16 protein-coding genes, 4 tRNA genes and 1 pseudogene are annotated in these 20,613 nt (G+C 72.7%); 12 read left to right on the top strand and 9 right to left on the bottom strand.

From position 1 onward, the window contains the following. Nucleotides 1–98: 98 nt before the first annotated feature. Nucleotides 99–173 (top strand) — tRNA-Asp (locus LZF96_RS12230). A 325-nt stretch (nt 174–498) separates the two neighbouring features. On the opposite strand, the pseudogene LZF96_RS12225 reads toward LZF96_RS12230, so the two are convergent. The 3 genes and pseudogenes from LZF96_RS12225 to LZF96_RS12215 all read right to left on the bottom strand — a co-directional run. Beyond that, a pseudogene (locus LZF96_RS12225) lies at nt 499–561 on the bottom strand (hypothetical protein); the annotation flags it as partial. 1,083 nt (nt 562–1,644) lie between these two features. Continuing rightward, entirely contained in the window at nt 1,645–1,851 is a 207-nt protein-coding gene (bldC, locus tag LZF96_RS12220; protein WP_143618509.1) for a developmental transcriptional regulator BldC, read from the bottom strand. Nucleotides 1,852–2,612: 761 nt separating this feature from the next. Further along, the gene (locus LZF96_RS12215; RefSeq protein ID WP_233870188.1) at nt 2,613–3,443 is read right to left on the bottom strand and encodes a hypothetical protein; all 831 of its coding nucleotides are present in this window, start codon (nt 3,441–3,443) and stop codon (nt 2,613–2,615) included. A 359-nt stretch (nt 3,444–3,802) separates the two neighbouring features. On the opposite strand from LZF96_RS12215, the gene LZF96_RS12210 reads away from it, so the two are divergent. Further along, nucleotides 3,803–4,924, top strand: coding sequence for a Leu/Phe/Val dehydrogenase (locus tag LZF96_RS12210; RefSeq protein WP_374203208.1), 1,122 nt, complete (start codon nt 3,803–3,805; stop codon nt 4,922–4,924). Between the two features lie 357 nt (nt 4,925–5,281). Then, a complete protein-coding gene (locus LZF96_RS12205; protein WP_233870185.1) occupies nt 5,282–5,533 on the top strand; it encodes a DUF3073 domain-containing protein in 252 nt (83 codons plus the stop codon). 199 nt (nt 5,534–5,732) lie between these two features. On the opposite strand, the gene purM is transcribed toward LZF96_RS12205, so the two are convergent. The 3 genes from purM to LZF96_RS12190 all read right to left on the bottom strand — a co-directional run bounded on the left by purM (nt 5,733) and on the right by LZF96_RS12190 (nt 10,390). Continuing rightward, nucleotides 5,733–6,818: a phosphoribosylformylglycinamidine cyclo-ligase gene (gene purM / locus LZF96_RS12200; RefSeq protein ID WP_233870182.1), complete on the bottom strand. Its 1,086-nt coding sequence runs from the start codon at nt 6,816–6,818 to the stop codon at nt 5,733–5,735. Between the two features lie 208 nt (nt 6,819–7,026). Continuing rightward, the gene (gene purF / locus LZF96_RS12195; protein WP_233870180.1) at nt 7,027–8,628 is read right to left on the bottom strand and encodes an amidophosphoribosyltransferase; all 1,602 of its coding nucleotides are present in this window, start codon (nt 8,626–8,628) and stop codon (nt 7,027–7,029) included. Between the two features lie 955 nt (nt 8,629–9,583). Next, a complete protein-coding gene (locus LZF96_RS12190; protein ID WP_233870177.1) occupies nt 9,584–10,390 on the bottom strand; it encodes a maleylpyruvate isomerase family mycothiol-dependent enzyme in 807 nt (268 codons plus the stop codon). Between the two features lie 242 nt (nt 10,391–10,632). Between LZF96_RS12190 and LZF96_RS12185 the strand changes: the two genes are divergently transcribed. Continuing rightward, a complete protein-coding gene (locus LZF96_RS12185; protein WP_233870174.1) occupies nt 10,633–11,151 on the top strand; it encodes a PH domain-containing protein in 519 nt (172 codons plus the stop codon). Nucleotides 11,152–11,340: 189 nt separating this feature from the next. Here LZF96_RS12185 and purL read toward each other — a convergent pair whose 3' ends face one another. The 3 genes from purL to purS are packed head-to-tail and all read right to left on the bottom strand — an operon-like array spanning nt 11,341 to nt 14,554. Beyond that, the gene (gene purL, locus LZF96_RS12180) at nt 11,341–13,602 is read right to left on the bottom strand and encodes a phosphoribosylformylglycinamidine synthase subunit PurL (RefSeq protein WP_233870171.1); all 2,262 of its coding nucleotides are present in this window, start codon (nt 13,600–13,602) and stop codon (nt 11,341–11,343) included. Beyond that, complete coding sequence (purQ, locus tag LZF96_RS12175) at nt 13,599–14,279, bottom strand: phosphoribosylformylglycinamidine synthase subunit PurQ (protein ID WP_233870168.1); 681 nt, start codon at nt 14,277–14,279, stop codon at nt 13,599–13,601. The genes purL and purQ overlap by 4 nt, the downstream gene beginning before the upstream one ends. Continuing rightward, the gene (gene purS, locus LZF96_RS12170; protein WP_233870165.1) at nt 14,276–14,554 is read right to left on the bottom strand and encodes a phosphoribosylformylglycinamidine synthase subunit PurS; all 279 of its coding nucleotides are present in this window, start codon (nt 14,552–14,554) and stop codon (nt 14,276–14,278) included. Before purS ends, purQ begins: the two co-directional genes overlap by 4 nt. A 411-nt stretch (nt 14,555–14,965) precedes the next feature. Here purS and LZF96_RS12165 point away from each other — a divergent pair, with 411 nt between their 5' ends. The 8 genes from LZF96_RS12165 (at nt 14,966) to LZF96_RS12130 (ending at nt 20,336) form a co-directional block, all read left to right on the top strand. Continuing rightward, nucleotides 14,966–15,283 carry an Lsr2 family protein gene (locus LZF96_RS12165; RefSeq protein ID WP_233870162.1) on the top strand — a complete coding sequence of 106 codons (318 nt, stop codon included), beginning with the start codon at nt 14,966–14,968 and terminating at the stop codon, nt 15,281–15,283. A gap of 113 nt (nt 15,284–15,396) precedes the next feature. After that, nucleotides 15,397–15,471: transfer RNA gene (locus LZF96_RS12160), tRNA-Gly, on the top strand. Between the two features lie 136 nt (nt 15,472–15,607). Beyond that, nucleotides 15,608–15,680 (top strand) — tRNA-Gly (locus LZF96_RS12155). Nucleotides 15,681–15,977: 297 nt separating this feature from the next. Next, nucleotides 15,978–16,952: an ABC transporter ATP-binding protein gene (locus LZF96_RS12150; protein WP_233870159.1), complete on the top strand. Its 975-nt coding sequence runs from the start codon at nt 15,978–15,980 to the stop codon at nt 16,950–16,952. 174 nt (nt 16,953–17,126) lie between these two features. Beyond that, on the top strand, nt 17,127–18,056 hold the full coding sequence (locus tag LZF96_RS12145; protein ID WP_233870156.1) for an ABC transporter permease: 930 nt from the start codon (nt 17,127–17,129) through the stop codon (nt 18,054–18,056). 86 nt (nt 18,057–18,142) lie between these two features. Continuing rightward, the gene (locus LZF96_RS12140) at nt 18,143–19,576 is read left to right on the top strand and encodes a histidine kinase (RefSeq protein ID WP_233870153.1); all 1,434 of its coding nucleotides are present in this window, start codon (nt 18,143–18,145) and stop codon (nt 19,574–19,576) included. Further along, nucleotides 19,573–20,199: a DNA-binding response regulator gene (locus tag LZF96_RS12135; RefSeq protein ID WP_233870150.1), complete on the top strand. Its 627-nt coding sequence runs from the start codon at nt 19,573–19,575 to the stop codon at nt 20,197–20,199. Before LZF96_RS12140 ends, LZF96_RS12135 begins: the two co-directional genes overlap by 4 nt. A gap of 64 nt (nt 20,200–20,263) precedes the next feature. Further along, a tRNA-Gly gene (locus LZF96_RS12130) sits at nt 20,264–20,336 on the top strand. The last annotated feature ends 277 nt before the right edge of the window (nt 20,337–20,613 follow it).

The following is a 20,613-nucleotide window of genomic DNA, read 5'->3' as shown; positions in this document are numbered from 1 at the left end:
ATCGGCCGACGGAGGGACGGTGTGCGTCCCCGCCCGGTCACCTTCGGTGAGTTGGCTCCCGGGGTCCCGCCCGGGGTAGAGTCACGTCTCGCAAGCGAGGTCCTGTGGAGCAGTTTGGAGTGCTCGCCACCCTGTCAAGGTGGAGGCCGCGGGTTCAAATCCCGTCAGGACCGCGGTGAGCGGCGGATCATCCCCAGATGGTCCGCCGCTTTCGTGTGTCCCGGCGCTCGTGTGTCCCGGCGCTCGTGTGTCCCGGCGCCCGTGGGTCCGAAGGGACCGCGCGGCCCGCGTCATTCGATACGCCCGGGTCCTCTCGTGCTCGGCGAAGGCCCGGCGGATGCCGGCCACCGAGGGGCTCCGCCCCGTCCTGTCGAGTCCTCGTCCCGGTGGCGGGACAGGACTTCCCCGGTCGTCGAGCAGCCGCCATGTGGTGAGGACGAGGGTGGCCCGCACCGATCCGGTGGATTCGGTGGGTTCGATGCCCGGGGTCCTCGCGATCCGTTCGAGTCGGCGGGCGACGCTGCTGTGGTGGAGGCGGAGAAGGTCGGCGACCCGGCGCAGGGAGCCGGTGGCGCAGTAGGCGTCCAGGGTCTCCAGGTCGTCCGGGTTGCCGGCGATGCGGGCCGATCACGGCCACGTCGTCGTTGTCCCGTGCGGTGTCCCGGGGTACCTGTGCGAGGGGCGCCGGGACCCCCGGGCCGCGACCTCACATCCGGTCCTCGTCCACGGCAGTGCCCGGCACAGGCGGTCGCCCACGTCCGCGCCCACCCGTGGTCCGCCCGTCCCGATGGGCGGAAACGGCTGTCCCACCGCCTCGGATCGGCTGTTCGGCCCGACCTGACGCCGTCGCCGTCCCGAACGGCACCCGAACACCGGCCGGGCGTCACTCCGGCCGTCGTCGTACCCGCCCGGCGGGGGGATCGCGGATCCGGAGGATCGGGTTCCATTCGCGGGCATGAGGAGTACCCTGCCGGGTATGCGGTCCGGTGACGGGGCATCGAATCGACCCCCGATCGACCTCGAAAGGGCGGGTCCCCCCGATCCGAGGACGGCCGGATTCGGACCGTGCCGGCCGACCGGCGACCGCCCGACGGCACGAGCGCCTTCCCCGCCGGGGCGAGGAGGCGGCGCCGGACGGGACAACGGGGAACGCCGTGGGCGCCATTCACTACCTCAAGATCATCACGGGCCGCAAGGGACTCCCGATGTGACGGGAGTCACGGAACTTCCCGGACGGATGGGGCCGTATCCCCGGCTTCACACGGGCTCACATTTCATATGTGCCATTGCACCGGCCCCGGGAGCGACCCGCCAGGGGCGGTACCGCGCCGGTCGCGCGCCCTCGAAGCCGCCCGGGACTCCTCCCGCGCGGGGAGTGCGCCTGCCCGTTCCCGCGCCCTCCACACCTCCACGGAAAAGGAATTCGACACGGTTTTCGACGGGCGTTCGGATGGGGACGACCCGCCCGGCCCCGGCGGTGACGTCCGGGGTCGCGCCCCTATCGGGCCGCCATCGACCCGCTCCCGGGACGTGCGGGCACATGAAAATCGCGCCGGACTCGGCGGAGTCCGGCGCGATGGGGTCGCGCTGGTGCGGGGTGGGGGCCCCGCCGCCCGGTCGATGCCGGGGCGTGGCGCGGGATGCTCAGGCCTCGCCGCGCTGCTGCGGAATGCCCGCGAGGAGCGCGCGCACCTCCGTCTCGCGATAGCGGCGGTGCCCACCGAGCGTGCGGATCGACGTCAGCTTGCCCGCCTTCGCCCAGCGTGTGACCGTTTTGGGGTCCACGCGGAACATGGTGGCAACCTCCGCCGGGGTCAACAGCGGCTCGGCATCAGGGGTGCGAGCGGTCATGAGCGGCCTCCTTGAGAGAACCGAACCAATACGGTTCTTTCCTCTTGAATTCTGCACCTTGACCCGCGTTGCCCGAAATCGGGTGAGGCGAGTCGAGTCGGTTATAGGACGAACGGCTTGTCCTCGGCACTACAACTACACCATCCGTCCAGCCTGCTCGACCAAACCGATGGAATTGCGCTCCGAGGGGTCCAACCTCGGCGGATGCCGGATGGACCATCCCATAGCGGACAGTTACCCACGGGTGACCATCCGTCATGCGACACCAAGGTCCCACGAATCCCGCCAAGGAGTGCAATACCCATCCATCCACCCATGGGCGGACAGAAGGAGCCCCCAGGGGGCTCCTTGTCCTATTTTGACACGAGGAAGGTACTTGAAGGCAAGACACCCCCTCGGCACCTTCCGTGCCATCCATCACCCTTAAGGTCAACTTGGGGCTTTCGTCCCGAAGATGACTCCCGAAGGTCCGCGCCCGTCAGGCCCTCCGCACCTCGCCCCCGGGACCGAGGTCCTCCCGAGGTCCCCCCGAACGCCGACCCCACCGGACTCCCGGACATCCTCGTGAAGGATGTCCGGAAAACGACGTTTCACGGCGCCGCCAGGGATTCGGGACCCCTGACCCGGGTCGTTCGACCTCCTCGCCGTCCGACCCGCCGTCCGACCCGCCGATCCCTCCGGACACGTCCCGGGAGGGACCCACAACGGAGAACCCGGGTGGACCGTCGACCGTCGACCGCCGACCGGCCGCCGGTCGACGGTCAGTTGGCGAACTGGCGCTCGCGGATCTCCAACCAGCGACCGGTCAACTTCTCGTAGAGGGCGTCCGCGCGCTCGGTCTCCCCGGCCGCCAGCGCGTCCAACGCCGAGGCCACGTCGGCCGCCGAGTGATCCTCGGCCAACCGCCGTGCGGACATCGTATGCACCAATCCGCCGTAGTCCAGTTCGACCAACGAACGCGGATGGAACTCCTCCAACCAACGACCCACATCCACCAGGACCTCCTCCAACAGTCCCTCCGGCAGCGTGCGGCGCACCGTGCGCAACGCCCGCGCCACCCGGCGCCGCGCCTGCGCCATCGGCGTGCGGTACCGCAGCCGGGGCGCCCCACCCGGAGCGGCGGGCGTCAACCACCGCTCCTCGTCGGAGAAGAGGACGAACCACCGCACCGGCACGTGCCACAGCGCCGAGCGGATCCAGGGACGGGCGTCGGGGTGCCGCTCCCGCCAGCGGTCCCGGGCGTCGGCGGCCCGTCGGCGGGCGGCCGGGGGCAGGGCGGCGTCCAGCACCGAGGGCGGCATCATCCAGTCGTCCACCTCGGACAGCGCCAGCCAGGAGCGCAGTCGGGTGCGCCACGGACACACGCACAGCACGCCGTTGAGGGTGGTCACGAAGGCGTCGGCGCTCTCCCGCTCCGGTGCCGCGCGCGGGGGCACCGCCACCGTCGCGGCCAGGGCCAGCCGGATCTCGTCCTGCTCGTCGGGAAGGCGGTCCCGCTTGGCGTAGGCCGTCCAGTGCGCCCGCTCGGGCTCGGGGAAGGCCGTCAGGGGCTCGTACACCCTCAGGTAGGCCGCGTACGGCACCTTCGACACCCGAACCCTCCTCACCGCTCCGGCGACGCGCCGATCCGGTGACGGGGCCCGTGGCGCCCCGCGCCCGCCGACCGGCCCGGGTGTCCCCATGATCGCCGCTCCCGCCCCTCCCGGCCAGTGCGCGAATCGGCCGGGTCGGGGTCCGGAACCCCTTCCCGGCGGTCGGGCGGCGGGTCGGGGCTCGCGGCGGTGTGACAAAGTTGTGGCCTCCCGGCGGGAGGACGCGCCGTACAGTCGTGACAACCGGCCCTCCCCACCCGCAGGAGGGCATCTCCTCCCGACCTACAGGAGTCACCACCGTGGCTGATGTACGTCCCGCCGACAGTGTCGTCGGCGCGCAGACCCCCGGCACCCCCGAGATCCCGGACACCCCCGGCACGGGCGGCCTCCCCACCACCCCGGACGTCGACGTGCTCGACGTCCTCTTCCGCTCCCAGACCGAGGGCGGGCACGAGCAGGTCGTGCTCTGCCAGGACCGGGACAGCGGCCTGCGGGCCGTCATCGCGATCCACTCCACCGCCCTGGGCCCGGCTCTGGGCGGCACCCGTTTCCACGCCTACCCCGGCGAGATCCGCCCGGAGGCCGCCGCGCTGCGCGACGCCCTGAACCTGGCCCGCGGGATGAGCTACAAGAACGCCCTGGCCGGTCTGACCCACGGCGGCGGCAAGGCCGTGATCATCGGTGACCCGGCGCAGGACAAGAGCGAGGAACTGCTGCTGGCCTACGGCCGGTTCGTGGACTCCCTGGGCGGCCGGTACGTGACCGCCTGCGACGTGGGCACCTACGTCGCGGACATGGACGTGGTGGCCCGGGCGACCCGTTGGGCCACCGGACGTTCCCCGGACAACGGCGGCGCCGGCGACTCCTCGGTGCTCACCGCCTTCGGTGTGTTCCAGGGCATGCGGGCCGCCTCCGAGTACCGCTGGGGCACGGCGGAGCTGGCCGGTCGCCGGGTGGCGATCGCGGGTGTCGGCAAGGTCGGGCACCTGTTGGTGGACCACCTGGTGGAGGCGGGGGCGGAGGTGTTCGTCACCGACGTGCGGCCGGAGACCGTGGAGCGGGTCCGCACCGCGCACCCGGAGGTGGTGGCGGTGGCCGACGCCGACGAGCTGATCCGCGTTCCGCAGCTGGACGTCTACGCGCCGTGTGCGCTGGGCGGGGCCCTGAGCGACGAGACGGTGCCGGCGCTGACCGCCTCGGTGGTCTGCGGCGCGGCCAACAACCAGCTGACCCACCCGGGGATCGGCAAGGACCTCGCCGCGCGCGGTGTGCTGTACGCGCCGGACTACGTGGTGAACTCCGGCGGGGTGATCCAGGTCGCCGACGAACTGCGCGGTTTCGACTTCGCACGTGCGAAGAAGCAAGCGGCCCGGATCCACGACACGACGCTGGAGATATTCCGGTTGGCCGAGCGCGAGGACGTGCCGCCGGTGACCGCCGCGGACCGGATCGCCGAGCAGCGGATGGCCGCGGGGCGCTGACCCGCCACGGGGCGGTCGATCGGACCCGCGCACCGCGACCGGTCGACCGCCCGGTCGCCGACACGCCCGCCCTCGCGGCCATCGGCGGGGACGCCGCGACGCCGCTCGGGTAAGACATGTCACGTCGGCCGTCCCGATTCCAACCGGAAAGACGGTAAAATCATGCCTGACCAGCGGGGAATCCCCGTCGGGGGCGGATGTCGGCGTCGCGTGTCCCATGGACGGCGTACCGTAGGCTCCGGGAAGCGGGTACCGTTGAAGTCCGGTGGGTCGGGCTCTGCCGGGCCCACTCCGTGTCATGAACGCATGTCGACAACTCCGGGGCCGGCGAGCCCCTACGTTGAGGGGGTCGAGCCAATGGGGCGCGGCCGGGCCAAGGCCAAGCAGACAAAGGTCGCCCGCCAGCTGAAGTACAACAGCGGTGGGACCGATCTTTCACGACTTGCCGAAGAGCTGGGTGCTTCCACTCCGAGCGGGTTGCCGAACGGTGACTCCTTCGAGGACGACGAGTTGGAGAACGACCCGTACGCGCACTACGCGCAGCTGTACAACGACACCGACGACGAGGCGGACGAGGACGACCAGCAGTCGGGAAGCCGTCGCGGTTGACCCGACGCGCCCGGTGCCCCGGCACCGGGACCGTCCGGCGGGCGGGCGGGCGGACCACCGGACACGGCGACCGCCGTGCACCGACACCGCCCCGAGTTCCCCGTCCGGCACGACCGCCGGTCCGGCCCCGCCGGACCGGTCATCGTGCTGTCCGGGGGCCCTCACCGAAAGCGGGGCCCCCGACGCATGGGAGTCACGGTCACGCCGGGTGGTCGCCGATCAACCGGGCACCGGACCCGTCGTCGCCGGCCTCCACGACGCGGCCCAGGGTCCAGGCCCCCAGGCCGCGCGCGGCCAACGTCGCCAGCGCGGTGTCCACCGACTCCGGCGCCACCACGGCGACCATGCCGACCCCCATGTTCAGGGTCCGTTCCAGCTCCGAACGCTCCATCCGCCCCTGCTCGCCGACCAGGGAGAAGATCGGGGCGGGCGTCCAGGTGGCGCGGTCCGGCTCGGCCCGCAGGCCGTCCGGGATGACCCGGGCCAGGTTGGCCGCCAGTCCCCCGCCGGTGACGTGGGAGAACGCCCGCACGCCGGTGCCGGGGGTACGGATGAGCTCCAGGCAGTCCGGGGTGTGGATCCGGGTGGGCTCGAGCAGCTCCTCGCCGAGGGTGCGGCCCAGCTCGGGCACGTCCCGGTCCAGCTCCCATCCGGCGCGCTCCAGCAGCACGTGCCGCACCAGCGAGTAACCGTTGGAGTGCAGACCGGAGGAGGCCATGGCGATCAGCACGTCACCTGCCCGCACCCGGGCCGCGCCCAGCAGCTCGTCGGCCTCGACCACACCGGTGCCGGCGCCCGCCACGTCGTACTCGTCCGGGCCCAGCAGCCCGGGGTGCTCGGCGGTCTCACCGCCGACCAGGGCGCAGCCGGCCAGCGCGCAGCCCTCGGCGATGCCCTTGACGATGGCGGCGACCCGCTCGGGGACGACCTTGCCGACGCAGATGTAGTCGGTCATGAACAGCGGCTCGGCCCCGCAGACCACGAGGTCGTCGACGACCATGGCGACCAGGTCCCGGCCGATGGTGTCGTGCACGTCCATCCGCTGGGCGATCGCCAGCTTGGTCCCGACGCCGTCGGTGGCCGAGGCGAGCAGCGGGCGACGGTAGTCGCGCAGCGCGGAGGCGTCGAAGAGACCGGCGAAACCGCCGAGATCGCCGACACTCTCCGGTCGTTGGGCGCGGGCCACCCACTTCTTCATCAGCTCGACGGCGGTGTCGCCGGCCTCGATGTCGACGCCGGCGGCGGCGTAGGAGGCGGCCTCGGGAACGGGCTGGCTGTCCTTCACGATGTCTCTTCGGCCTCTTCGCTGGATGGTTCACCGGCTGGTTCGCCGGTCGGTCGGCTCGGTGGTCGGTTGGATGATCGGCCCGGCTGTTCCCCGGGGAACCCGCCCGACGGTTCGCCCGCCGCCCCCGTCCGGCGGGCCGGGACGGGGGACCGACGCGGTCGCCGCGCGGGGTCCGGATCCCGGACTCCGCGCGGGTGGAGGGGCGTCACGGGCGACGCAGCGCGTCCCCCGCACCCACCCCGGCGGTCGCCGAGCGCACCCCGTCGGGGTCGGTCATCGGTCCGTCCGCGATCGGGTCCGTACCGGGACCGGGGCTCCCGCCGGCGTTCGGCGAGGCCGTCTCCAGCAGGTTCTTGCCCAGCCGCTCGGGGTCGGGCAGCGCGACGGGGTACTCCCCGTCGAAGCAGGCCCGGCAGAGGTTCGGCTTGGCGATGGTGGTGGACTCGATCATGCCGTCGATCGAGATGTAGGCCAGGGAGTCGGCGCCCAGCGAGGCCCCGATCTCCTCCACGCCCAGGCCGTTGGCGATCAGTTCGGCCCGGGTGGCGAAGTCGATGCCGAAGAAGCACGGCCACTTGATCGGCGGGGAGCTGATCCGCACGTGCACCTCGGCGGCCCCGGCCTCGCGGAGCATCCGCACCAGGGCGCGCTGGGTGTTGCCGCGCACGATCGAGTCGTCGACGACGACCAGACGCTTGCCCCGGATGACCTCGCGCAGCGGATTGAGCTTGAGGCGGATGCCCAACTGACGGATGGTCTGGCTGGGCTGGATGAAGGTGCGCCCGACGTAGGAGTTCTTCACCAGGCCGGAGCCGTAGGGGATACCGCTGGCCTCGGCGTATCCGATGGCGGCGGGGGTCCCGGACTCCGGGGTGGCGATCACCAGGTCGGCGTCGGCGGGTGCCTCGGCGGCGAGCCGGCGGCCCATCTCCACCCGGGAGAGGTGGACGTTGCGGCCGGCGATGTCGGTGTCCGGGCGGGCCAGGTAGACGTACTCGAAGACACAGCCGCTGGGCTTCGCTTCCGCGAATCGGGAGCTGCGCAGACCGTTCTCGTCGATGGCGATCAGCTCGCCGGGCTCGACCTCGCGGACCCGGGACGCGCCGACGATGTCGAGGGCCGCGGTCTCGGAGGCGACCACCCAACCGCGCTCCAACCGGCCGAGGACCAGCGGGCGGAACCCCTGTGGGTCGCGGGCGGCGTACAGGGTGGTCTCGTCCATGAAGACGAAGCTGAACGCGCCGCGCACCTTCCCCAGGACATCGGGGGCGGCCTGTTCGACGGTCAGCGGGGTGCCGTCGGGGGCGCTCTGCCCGGCCAGCAGGGTGGTCACCAGGTCGGTGTCGTTGGTGACGGTGACCCGGTTGCGGGAGCCCCGGCCGGCGCCGGGGAGTTCCTCGACCATGGCGGCGAGGTCGGCGGTGTTGACCAGATTGCCGTTGTGACCCAGGGCGATCGAACCGTGGCCGGTCGCGCGGAAGGTGGGCTGGGCGTTCTCCCAGGTCGGGGAGCCGGTGGTGGAGTACCGGGTGTGCCCGACCGCGATGTGGCCCCGCAGGGAGCCGAGGGAGGTTTCGTCGAAGACCTGGGAAACCAGGCCCATGTCCTTGAAGACGAGGATCTTGGAGCCGTCGCTCACGGCGATTCCCGCGGATTCCTGCCCGCGGTGCTGCAGCGCGTACAACCCGAAATAGCTGAGCTTGGCGACCTCCTCGCCCGGGGCCCAGACGCCGAAGACGCCGCAGGCGTCTCTCGGGCCCTTCTCGCCGGGGTTGAGGTCGTGACTGAGTCGTCCATCACCTGGCACGTCTTCGAGTCTAGGCCGGCCGGGCGACCGTGCCGAATCCCCGGGGACCGTCCCGACCCGCCGGTCCCCTCCCCCACCTGCGGCGCAGCTCGGGGAATGAGACCGGAATCACCGTCTACCGGGCCGTTCGCGCCCCCTTCGCGCGCCGGGAGGCGGGCGTCCGCGCCCGTGCGCCGTGCGCCGGGCACCCGCGGCGGGGCCCGGAGCGGTGGGGTGTCCGGCCCGCCGTCGGCCGCCCGGCGCACCGGGCGGGGACGGTATGGCGCCGGCCCCGTCGGCAGCGGCCCGCACGGCCGTCCGGCGTCCGGCGTCCGGCGTCCGGCGTCCGGCGTCCGGCGTCCGTTGAACATTCCCGCTCCCGGGGGCCGAGCCGGTCGCTCCCACCGCCGGTGGGGCCGTACGTCCCGACGGAGGCACCGAGCCCCGGCCGCGTCCACCAGCCGGGACCGGGTCGGTCACTCCCGCCGCGCGGGGACGCCCGCCCGGGGTCGGCCGGGGTCGTCTTCGACCGCGTGGTCCGAGCCTTCGCCGAGGGGCGCCCGGGCGCGGCCGGGGTCCGGGGTTCGGGGAGCCGGCGCCGCCGGAACCCCGCCCCGGGACCGGCGTGCGAACGGAGCCGATGGAAAACGAGGTCACCGGCCGGCCGGGTCGCCGCCCGGTACGGCCGTACGGCCGGTCGGGGTGAGGGGGAGCCGTCGGGCACCCCGACCCCGGGCGGGCGGACCGCCGGAGCCCCGGGCGGGCGGGCGAAACCGATGGAGGCCGGCGGCGCCGGCCGAGCGGGTCGGCGGCCGATACGGCCGGTCGGCACGATCGGGCGCGGGGCTCCGCCTCCGGGCGGGGCCCCCGGGTCCTCGTCCCCGGGCGCGCGACCGGGGCGGGTCCCTGCTCCCGGCCTGCCGGCCGTCGGCACGGACAGCCGGGGTACCGCCGCCCGCCGGTACCGGCGGGCGGGTCAGCCCAGCACGGGGAGGTGGTCGGCGAGTGCCCCGGCCCGCTCCCCGCTCGCCTTCAGTCGCCCGGTGGCCACCGCCAGTCGCCAGCTCACCCGGCCGGCCGCCAGCCGCATCCAGGTGATCGGGTCGGTCTCCACCACGTTCGGCGGGGTCCCCCGGGTGTGTCGGGGTCCGGGGAGGCACTGCACGACGGCGAACGGCGGGATCCGCACCTCGGTGGAGGCGCCGGGGGCCTTCTCGGCCACCGCGTCGGCCAACACCCGCGCCGTCACCGCCAGCGCCGTCCGGTCCAGGCGCACGGGCGAGCCCAGCGCCCGGGTGAGGTCGTCGGCGTGCACCACCGTCTCCACCAGCCGGGTGACGGTGAAGTCCAGGGCCCGCATCGCGCCGAACGGCACCGGCAGCAGCACGTCCTCGCGGATGCCGGTCTCGATCACCGACTCCAACTCCTCCGCCGCTCCGTCCAGGGCGACCGCCAAGTCGGCGATGGTGGCGGCGTCCCGGCGGGCCTCCTCGTCCAGTCGCTTCGCCCGGGAGCCGGTGGAGAGCACCCATCCGGAGACGTCGCAGGCCGGGCGGTTGCCGGGCGGCGCGGGCTCGGCCAACAGCCGGGGCAGGGAGTCGATCTGACGGACGAGATGGGCGAGGAGTTGGCGAACCTCCCAGCCGGGAAGTCCGGTCTCCCGGTCGAGTCGCTCCGGGGTGAGTCCGTGTGCCGCCACCCGCAGGAATTCCACCTGGGCCAGCAGGGCGTCCCGGACCCGGTCGGGCCGGTGGGTACGAGGCGTACGACGGACTGTGGACATGTCTGGAGCTTACGGCCTGACGGGGTGGTTATCGCCTCCTCCACACCGGCACCACGTCCCCCGGGGCCCCCGGATCGGCACCCCCGGAGCCCCGCCCGGCACACCCGTGACCGGGAAGCCCGGCGCGCGTCGGGGCGGGTGCGGCACGCCGGGGTCCCCGGTGTGCGACGGCGCGGGAACGGTACGGCGACGGAGGGCCGGCCGCACTCCCCGGACCGGCGCCGGTGTGCCAGGATGCGCCCATGCCTATCGCGGACCGCTACCTCGGCGAGGACGAGGAGCTGCTCTACTACACCCGCCAGCACTGGACGACGCTGGTCAGCGAATTCCTGATGCTGTGCCTGGTCGCCGCCGTCACCGGCGCCGTGCTGTGGTTCCTGCCCTCCGACGAACAGTGGTACGACACCGCCATGTGGGTGGTGATCGGTGCCGGCGTGGTCGCCGCCTGCTGGGTCTGGTTGATCCCCATGCTGCAGTGGCGTTCCACCGTCTACGTGCTGACCACCAAGCGGCTGCACAAGCGCATGGGGTTCATCACCAAGGCCGGTCGCAGCGTCCCGCTCTCCCGGGTCAACGACGTCTCCTACAGCGTCAATCTGTGGGAGCGGATCATGCGGTACGGGACGCTCAACGTCCAGTCCGCCTCCGAGCAGGGGAAGATGGTGATGCGGCACGTCCCCGACCCGGAGCTGTTCAAGAGCAGGATCTATCAGCAGCTCGACCGGCTCTCCTCCGGCGACTCCGGCGGCAGCCGGGTCTGACCCGGACGGTCGCCCCCACGGTCCGCGCGCTTCGGCGGTCCACCCCCCGGTCGGGGGGGGACCGCCGAAGCGCGTCCGGGGCCGTGCGACGGCCACCGCGCCGCACCCCGGCCGTGCCACGACAACACAGCGGGGGGACGCGGCCCGGTGCGGGCCGCGTCCCCCCGGGGTCCGGTCGGGGTCGGCGGGTCAGCCGAACAGCTCCGGCAGGGTGCGCTCGTGCGCGGCGCGCACCTCGGCCAGCGGGAGCGTGAAGGCCCCCTGCACCTCGATGGCGTCGCCGTCCACGACACCGACGCGGGTGACGGGCAGGCCCCGGGCACCGCACATGTCGTTGAAGCGGACCTCCTCCGATCGCGGCACGGCCACCACGGCCCGGCCCGCCGACTCGGAGAACAGGAGGGTGAAGGCGTCCAGGCCCTCGGGTACCACCAGGCGGGCGCCCCGCCCGCCGCGCAGGCAGGACTCGGCGACGGCCTGGATCAGCCCGCCGTCGGAGAGGTCGTGCGCGGCGTCGATCATGCCGTCCCGGGAGGCGTTGATCAGGATGTCGGCGAGCAGACGTTCCCGCTCCAGGTCCACCTTGGGCGGCACGCCGCCGAGGTGGTCGTGGATCACCTGGGACCAGGCCGATCCGCCGAACTCCTCGGCGGTGTCGCCGAGCAGGTAGAGCAACTGCCCCTCCTCGCGGAAGGCCATCGGGGTGCGGCGGGTGACGTCGTCGATCACGCCGAGGACGCCCACCACCGGGGTGGGGTGGACGGCGGTCTCGCCGGTCTGGTTGTACAGCGAGACGTTGCCGCCGGTCACCGGGACGCCCAGCTGTTGGCAGGCGTCGGCCAGGCCGCGACAGGCCTCGGCGAACTGCCACATGACACCGGGGTCCTCGGGCGAGCCGAAGTTGAGGCAGTCGGTGACGGCCAGCGGGCGGGCGCCGGTGGCGGCGACGTTGCGGTAGGACTCGGCCAGGGCCAGCTGGGCGCCGGTGTACGGGTCGAGCTTGGCGTACCGGCCGTTGCCGTCGGTGGCGATCGCGACGCCGAGGTTGGTCTCCTCGTCGACGCGGATCATGCCGGAGTCCTCGGGCTGGGCGAGCACCGTGTTGCCGAGCACGTACCGGTCGTACTGGTCGGTGATCCACGCCTTGGACGCCTGGTTCGGCGAGGAGACGAGCCTCAGGACCTGCTCGCGCAGTTCCTCGCCGTCGGCCGGGCGGGCCAGGGCGCCGGCGTCGTCGGCGGTCAGGGCGTCCTGCCACCCGGGGCGGGCGATCGGCCGGCGGTAGACCGGGCCCTCGTGGGCCACGGTGCGCGGGGGCACGTCCACGATCCGCTCACCGTGCCAGAAGATCTCCAGTCGGTCGCCGTCGGTGACCTCACCGATGACGGTGGCGATCACGTCCCACTTCTCGCAGATCTCCAGGAACCGCTCGACCTTCCCCGGCTCCACGATCGCGCACATGCGCTCCTGCGACTCGCTCATCAGGATCTCCTCGGGGGAGAGCGAGGAGTCGCGCAGCGGAACGGTGTCCAGTTCCACACGCATGCCGCCGGAACCGGCGGAGGCCAGCTCGGAGGTGGCGCAGGACAGGCCGGCGCCGCCGAGGTCCTGGATGCCGTCGACGAGGTCCTCGGCGAAGATCTCCAGGGTGCACTCGATGAGGAGCTTCTCCTGGAAGGGGTCACCGACCTGGACGGCGGGCCGCTTGGCGGGACCCTCGGCGTCGAAGGTCTCGGAGGCGAGCACGGAGACGCCCCCGATGCCGTCGCCGCCGGTGCGGGCGCCGTAGAGGATGACCTTGTTGCCGGTGCCGGACGCCTTGGCGAGGTGGATGTCCTCGTGTTTCATCACGCCCACGCACAGGGCGTTGACCAGCGGGTTGCCCTGGTAGCAGTCGTCGAAGACGACCTCGCCGCCGATGTTGGGCAGGCCCAGGCAGTTGCCGTAGCCACCGATGCCGGCGACGACGCCGGGCAGCACCCGACGGGTGTCGGGGTGGTCGGCGGCGCCGAAGCGCAGCGGGTCCATCACGGCGACCGGGCGGGCGCCCATGGCGAGGATGTCGCGGACGATGCCGCCGATGCCGGTGGCCGCGCCCTGGTGGGGCTCGATGTACGAGGGGTGGTTGTGGGACTCCACCTTGAAGGTGACGGCGTAGCCCTGGCCGATGTCCACCACGCCGGCGTTCTCACCGATGCCGACGAGCAGGGCGTCGCTCTCCGGGGCCTTCTCGCCGAACTGCCGCAGGTGGACCTTGCTGGACTTGTAGGAGCAGTGCTCGGACCACATCACCGAGTACATGGCCAGCTCGGCGCCGGTGGGCCGGCGGCCCAGGATTTCCCGGATGCGCGCGTACTCGTCCTCCTTGAGGCCGAGTTCGGCCCAGGGCTGGGAGGAGTCCGGGGTCCCGGTCGCGTGGTCGACGGTGTCCAGGGGGGTGAGGGGGCTCATGCGATGCCAACCAGATTCTTGACGGCCGAGGTGAAGAAGCCGAGTCCGTCGGTACCGGAGCCGGTCAGGTCCTCGACGGCGTGCTCGGGGTGGGGCATGAGGCCGACGACGTTGCCGGCCGCGTTGGTGATCCCGGCGATGTCGCGGCGGGAGCCGTTGGGGTTGAGGTCCAGGTAGCGGAAGACGACCCGGCCCTCGCCCTCGAGCTCGTCGAGGGTGCGTTCGTCGGCGACGTAACCGCCCTCGCCGTTCTTCAGCGGGATGGTGATCTCCTGGCCGGCGGTGTAGTCACGGGTCCAGGCGGTGTCGGCGTTCTCCACCCGCAGGCGCTGGTCGCGGCAGATGAAGTGCAGGTGGTCGTTGCGGGTGAGGGCACCGGGCAGCAGGTGCGCCTCGCAGAGCACCTGGAAGCCGTTGCAGATGCCGAGCACGGGCAGGCCGGCGCGGGCCCGCTCGATGACGGTGCCCATCACCGGGGAGAAACGGGCGATGGCGCCGCAGCGCAGGTAGTCGCCGTAGGAGAAGCCACCGGGGAGGATGACCGCGTCCACGTCCCGCAGGTCGGTGTCGCGGTGCCACAGGGCGACGGGTTCGGCACCGGCGAGGCGGACGGCCCGTTGGGCGTCCCGGTCGTCGAGGGAGCCGGGGAAGGTGACGACGCCGACCCGGGCGGTCATCGGGCGCCCCCGGTGTCGCCGTTGTTCCCGGCGTCCTCGACACGGACGGTGAAGTCCTCGATGACGGTGTTGGCGAGGAAGGTCTCGGCCATCTCGCGTGCGCGGGCGAGGGCCGCCTCGTCGGCGGGACCTTCGAGTTCGAGTTCGAAGCGCTTGCCCTGTCGGACATCGGCGACGCCGTCGAAGCCGAGACGGGGCAGCGCGCGCTGCACCGCCTGGCCCTGGGGGTCGAGGATCTCCGGCTTGAGCATGACGTCGATGACGACGCGAGCCACTGGTACTCCCGGTGAGGTAAGTGCTTGACGCTGCACGCCTCAGCGTACCGGGCATCGAAATCTACACGGGTAGATATCGGGTACCCCCGACACCGTCCCCGACTTCCGGAGGTGGTTCCGGACGCACTTCCGGTAACCACCTCCGGGCGGCCCGGGTCACGGTGGGGTATCGGGGAAGAAAAAAGCGCCGGATAATGATAAAAGGAAGGTATGGCACCGCTCCGGGTGCGTGTCGGGACCGAAAACACCGGGCCCGCGCCGCGATTGCGGAGTGGTCCCCCGGGAGTCGCGAACACGACGTGAGCACGACGTGTTCATCCCGGTCGGCAGCCTATCCACCCATCTGATCGGGAACCCCGGAGACCCTTCCGGCGAACCGGGGGACGATCATTCCGAAAGGACCGATAAATCGTGGCTCAGCAGGTAGTGGTCACGCTCTCCGACGATCTCGACGGCGGGGAGGCCGCGGAAACGGTCACCTTCGGACTCGACGGCAAGTCCTACGAGATCGACCTGAGCACCGAGAACGCGCGCAAGCTGCGCGACGCCCTCACCCCGTACATGGACTCCGGTCGCAAGCAGACCAAGTCCGGGAAGTCCTACCGTCACCTGCCGGTCGCCCCCGACCCCAAGACGGTGCGCGCCTGGGCCGAGTCCAACGGCATGGAGGTCCCCGCCCGCGGCCGGATCCCCAAGAAGATCTACGACGCCTTCAACACGGCCCACTGAGAAGCCGGTTGACCACCCGGGGGAGCCGACTTGCCAGGCACCCCGGGTGATCGGCTAGAGTCTGGAGCACGCCGAGGGGCGAAGCCGGAAACGGCGGAACCCCACCGGTTCGCGCGGGTGTAGCTCAGTAGTAGAGCGCCCCTTTTCCAAAGGGGAGGCGCAGTGTGCGATTCCTGTCACCCGCTCCATCGATACCGGCCGTGTCCCCCTCCTCACCGAGGGGCCGGGCGGATCGGTTGAAACGTCGGAGAAATCGGTCGAACCCTCTTTCCCACCGAACATCGGGATCGGGCTGATGTCGGCTCGACTTCTTCGACACTTCGCGCGGACGTAGCTCAGTTGGTAGAGCGCAACCTTGCCAAGGTTGAGGTCGCCGGTTCGAGCCCGGTCGTCCGCTCCGATGAACGGGCCCGATTTCCCTCCGGGGAAATCGGGCCCGTCGCGTTTCGTCCGCCTTCCCGGTTCCCGGTTCTTTCGACGCCCTCTTCCCGGTGAAGGCGAAGTCCCGGGGGACGCGATCCCCCGGTCGATCGGGGCGACCGGATGATTCCGGCGCCCCTCCCCCTCTCCCCTCCCCCGCGTCGCGCCCCTCGATCCCGCCGCCACGCCACCCCATCACCCCACTGACATTTGTCATACGGGTCGATGACAGCGGGCACTGCCGCGGGCCTCCGCCCGGGGAGAGGCTGGAGACATGAACGAGCGGGAGAACGTGATCGAGGTGACCGGACTGCGCCGGCGCTACGGACCGGCGGGCCCGGACGGCTTCGAGGCCGTCCGGGGCATGGACTTCACCGTGCGCGGAGGGGAGGTGTTCGCCCTGCTGGGCACCAACGGCGCCGGCAAGACCTCCACGGTCGAACTGCTGGAGGGCCTGGCCGCCCCCACCGAGGGACGGATCCGGGTCCTCGGACACGACCCGTACCGCGAGCGGCGGCTGGTCCGCCCGCGGATCGGCATCATGCTCCAGGAGGGCGGCTTCCCCGCCGACCTCACCGTGACCGAGACCGCCCGCATGTGGGCCGGCTGCACCACCGGCGCCCGGCCGGTCGCCGAGGCGCTGGAGATGGTCGGTCTGGAGGGGCGGGCCAGGGTCCGCGTCAAGCAGCTCTCCGGTGGCGAGCGCCGCCGCCTGGACCTCGCCATGGCCCTGATCGGTCGCCCGGAGATCCTCTTCCTCGACGAGCCGACCACCGGCCTGGACCCCGAGGCACGGCAGCGCACCCGGGAGCTGATCCGCGCGCTGCGCGCCGGTGGCACCACCGTGGTGCTCACCACGCACTACCTGGAGGAGGCCGAGACCCTCGCCGACCGGCTGGCCATCATGCGGGCCGGACGGATCGTGCTGGCCGGCACCCCGGACGAGGTCCGCGCCGCCCAGCCCTCCCGGATCCGCTTCACCCTGCCGGACGGGATCGGTGCCGGGGAGTTGCCGGCGGGCATCGGCGAGGTCGTGTCCGACCCGATCGACCCCCGCGCCGTGGAGGTGCGCAGCCGCCGCCTCCAGCGCGACCTGACCGACCTGCTGCTGTGGGCCCGCGAGCGGGACGTGGAACTGACCGGACTGGACGCCCGCTCCGCCTCACTGGAGGAGGCCTTCCTGCGGATCGCGGAGGACGGCACGGCGGGCGCCGACTCCGACACCGAGCCGGCCGGGGTGCCGGTGTGACCCGAGCCGGGTGACGAACCGCACATCCACCGGCGTGCCGCGTCCCGACCGCGACGCGCCCCGCACCACCCGGGCGACCGCCCGCACCGCGACCCGAACCGCAGCCGGACCCCCGCCCCGCGCACCGCGCGGACGGCTCCGGCACCCACCCGCACCACGAAGGGGGCGACCACCATGACCATCCCGTCCCGGACCACCGCCGACCACCCGACCGCGCCCGCCACCGGCCACGCCCCCGGGAGGCCCGTCGCTCCCGGCGACCACGACACCACCCCCGCGCCACCGCCCGCCCCGTCGGGCACGGGCGGCCGCACCGCCCTCCGGCTGCTCGGTCTCCCGGAGCCGGCCGCGCTGCGCCGCATGACCTCCATCGGTCGCGCCGAGCTGACCCTGCTGCTGCGCAACCGCACGGCCCTGATGATGGCGCTGATCATGCCGTTCTTCATGTCCGCCGCGACCTTCTCGGTCAGCCGGGAGATGAACCTGGAGGAGGTCGGCCTGAGCGTCGGGGCGCTCGTGATCACCGGCGGCATCGGCATGATCCTGCTGTTCGTCGTCTACTCCAACGTCATCTCCGTCTACGTCGCCCGGCGCGAGGAGCGGGTGCTCAAGCGACTGCGCACCGGTGAGCTGTCCGACGGGGAGGTCCTGGCGGGGTCCGCTCTCCCGTCGGTCGCCCTGGCACTGGCACAGTGCCTGCTGTTGGTGGTCATCGGCACGGCCGTCCTGGACCTCGGCTTCCCGGAGCAGCCCGTGACGCTGCTCCTCGGTCTGCTGATCGGCCTGGCGCTGATGGTGCTGATGGCCGCCGTCACGGCCGCCTTCACCCGCACCGTGGAGAGCGCGCAGATCACCGCGCTGCCGCTGTTCATGATCTCCGCCTTCGCCTCGGGACTGATCGTGCCGCTGGAGACGCTGCCCGCCACGATGGCCGATGTCTTCCGGTTCCTGCCGATGACGCCCGTCATCGAGATGGTGCGCGGCGGCTGGCTGGGCTCCATCGAGGGGACCGACGTGCTGCGCGCCCTGGCGGTCGCGCTGGTGTGGACCGGTGCGTCGGTGTTTGCTGTACGCCGGTGGTTCCGCTGGGACCCCCGCGCCTGACCCGTCGGGGCCGGCCACCGGCCCCGACCGCCCGACACGCCCCGACACCCCCGGCCCGGCCGGGGCCCGCGAGGAGAGCCGCACCCGTGACGCGCAGATGGCCGACGCTGGAGCCGCTGGCCCCGGTCCGCCGGTTCCGCCGCTCCAGCGGCGGTGTCCGCTTCCACCAGTACACCCGCTGGGCGATCTACTTCTTCGCCTTCGCGGAGGTCGGGCTGATCCTCCTGTGGCTGGTGGGCATGGGGCCCGGCGTCGGCCCCCTCCCGGCGGTACTGCTGCTGGGGACCGGCGGCGCGCACGCGGCGGTGAACCTGATGCTGAGCCGCGACGGGCTGAACCACTACCTGGGCCGGGAGCCGCGCCCGGATCGCCTGTTCGCGCTCTTCGCCGTCCTCACCCTGCTGGGTCTGCTGGTCGGGGTCCTCCTGTTGCGGACCGGGGCGCTGCCGGAGGACGCGGCGGTGGCGATGGTGTGGTTCCCGATGTTCTTCACCGGCCCCGCCCTGCTGGTCCGTTCGGTCTCCGTCGGCTCCACCTGGAGCGCGGTGGCGGTGGCCGCGGCGATCCTCGGCGCGCTGGCGGGCGGGGTGTCCCCGGAGATGGTGGTCCCGCTGCTGTTCACCGCGGTGTTCTGCACCTCGTTCTTCGGCTTCACCTACCGGACCTCGGCGTGGTCGCTGCGGGTGGTCGACGAACTGGAGGCGTCCCGGGAGACCCGGGCCCGGCTGGCGGTCGCCGAGGAACGCCTGCGTTTCGGCCGCGACATGCACGACGTGCTGGGCCGCAACCTGTCGGTGATCGCCCTCAAGAGCGAGTTGGCCGCCCAGCTCGCCCGGCGCGGCGCCGACGCCGCCGTGGACCAGATGATCGAGGTCGAACGGATCGCCCGGGAGTCGCAGCGGGAGATGCGGGCCGTGCTGCGCGGCTACCGCGACACCGACCTGTTCGCCGAACTGGCCGGGGCACGGGGGGTGTTGGAGGCGGCGGGGACGGAGTGCCGGGTCGAGCCGGCCGACCCGCGCCGGCTGCCGGAGCTCTCCGAGGCCGTGGGGGCCGCGCTGGGGTGGGTGGTGCGGGAGGGCGCCACCAACGTGCTGCGGCACGCCGACGCGGCCCACTGCGCGATCGCGGTGCGGGGCGGGCGGGACGGCACCGTCGAGGTGGAGATGCGCAACGACGGGGTGGCCGACCGACCGGGGACGGGTGACGGGCGCGGCTCGGGCCTGCGCGGACTGCGCGAACGGCTGACGCCCCTGGGCGGCACCCTGGAGGCCGGCCCCGACGGCACGGACGGCGGATGGCGGCTGGCGGCCCGGGTCCCGGCGGCGGCCGTGTCCGACGAGGACCCGCGCGGGGACGGGGACGACCGGGACGGGGACGCCACCGGCGGTGGGGAGGGCGCCGGTGGGGAGGGCGGAGCCCCCGGGGCCGGCGGGCGGTGGAGCGGAAGAGGCGGGAAGAACGGCGAGCGGGGCACCCGCGGGGAGCCGGGGGAGCCGGAGAAGAGGAGTGAGGCATGACATCGAACGGTCCCGCCCCCATCCGGGTGCTGCTCGCCGACGACGAACACCTGATCCGGGGCGCGTTGGCCGCCCTCCTCGCGCTGGAGGACGACCTGACGGTGGTCGCCGAGGCCGCGAGCGGACCCGAGGCGCTGGCCATGGCGATGGCGCACCGGCCGGACGTGGCGGTGCTGGACCTCCAGATGCCGGGCGCCGACGGCGTGAGAGTGGCCACACGCCTGCGGGAGGAACTGCCGGGGTGCCGCACGATGATCGTGACCGGCCACGGACGGCCCGGGCACCTGAAGCGGGCCCTGGCGGCGGGGGTGCGCGGGTTCGTGCCCAAGACCGTCTCGGCGCAACGCCTCGCGGAGATCATCCGCACCGTCCGGGCGGGGCAGCGTTACGTGGACCCGGAGTTGGCGGCCGACGCGATCAGCTCGGGGGACTCGCCGCTGACCGCGCGGGAGTCCGAGCTGCTGGAGCTGGCGGCGGACGGCGCCCCCGTCGCGGAGATCGCCGAGCGGGCCTCGCTGGCGCCGGGGACGGTGCGCAACTACCTCTCCTCGGCGACGGCCAAACTGCACGCCGAGAACCGGCACGCGGCGGTGCGCCTCGCACGCGAGCGGGGATGGCTATGATGGACCGCGCACGGCACCGAGGAGCCCCGGTGGAAACCGCCCGGGGTACGATTCGGTGGCGCAGGCGGACGTAGCTCAGTTGGTAGAGCGCAACCTTGCCAAGGTTGAGGTCGCCGGTTCGAGCCCGGTCGTCCGCTCCGTTCGACTCCACCGGAGTCACCCCGTCGCCCCACCGTTCCCCGGTGGGGCGACGGTCGTTTCCGGGCTCCGCCGGGGTGTTCATCCGCGTCCCCGCCCCTCCCCCTTTCCGGACCTTCTCCGAACCGCGCGTCGCCGTTCGCCTTTTCGGCGTCTCGCGGGCGGGGGTCGGTGTCGCGCCCGGGGGATCGCGCGCCCCGGAGCGTCGGGCGCGGGACCAACTCCCGTTTTCGGCCAGATCGTTTCGGTCGGATCGCGGCGATCTCTCGCGTGGCG

The organism is Streptomyces sp. ST2-7A, assembly GCF_021390475.1.
Lineage (GTDB): Bacteria > Actinomycetota > Actinomycetes > Streptomycetales > Streptomycetaceae > Streptomyces.
This window is presented reverse-complemented; position numbering and strand designations above follow the sequence as displayed.

Coding starts and splice junctions, on each gene's coding strand:
- LZF96_RS12205 (WP_233870185.1), top strand. CDS start 5,282: ATGGGGCGCGGCCGGGCCAAGGCCAAGCAGACAAAGGTCGCCCGCCAG.
- LZF96_RS12145 (WP_233870156.1), top strand. CDS start 17,127: ATGACCATCCCGTCCCGGACCACCGCCGACCACCCGACCGCGCCCGCC.
- LZF96_RS12185 (WP_233870174.1), top strand. CDS start 10,633: ATGCCTATCGCGGACCGCTACCTCGGCGAGGACGAGGAGCTGCTCTAC.
- bldC (WP_143618509.1), bottom strand. CDS start 1,851: ATGACCGCTCGCACCCCTGATGCCGAGCCGCTGTTGACCCCGGCGGAG.
- LZF96_RS12190 (WP_233870177.1), bottom strand. CDS start 10,390: ATGTCCACAGTCCGTCGTACGCCTCGTACCCACCGGCCCGACCGGGTC.
- purL (WP_233870171.1), bottom strand. CDS start 13,602: ATGAGCCCCCTCACCCCCCTGGACACCGTCGACCACGCGACCGGGACC.
- LZF96_RS12135 (WP_233870150.1), top strand. CDS start 19,573: ATGACATCGAACGGTCCCGCCCCCATCCGGGTGCTGCTCGCCGACGAC.
- purQ (WP_233870168.1), bottom strand. CDS start 14,279: ATGACCGCCCGGGTCGGCGTCGTCACCTTCCCCGGCTCCCTCGACGAC.
- LZF96_RS12150 (WP_233870159.1), top strand. CDS start 15,978: ATGAACGAGCGGGAGAACGTGATCGAGGTGACCGGACTGCGCCGGCGC.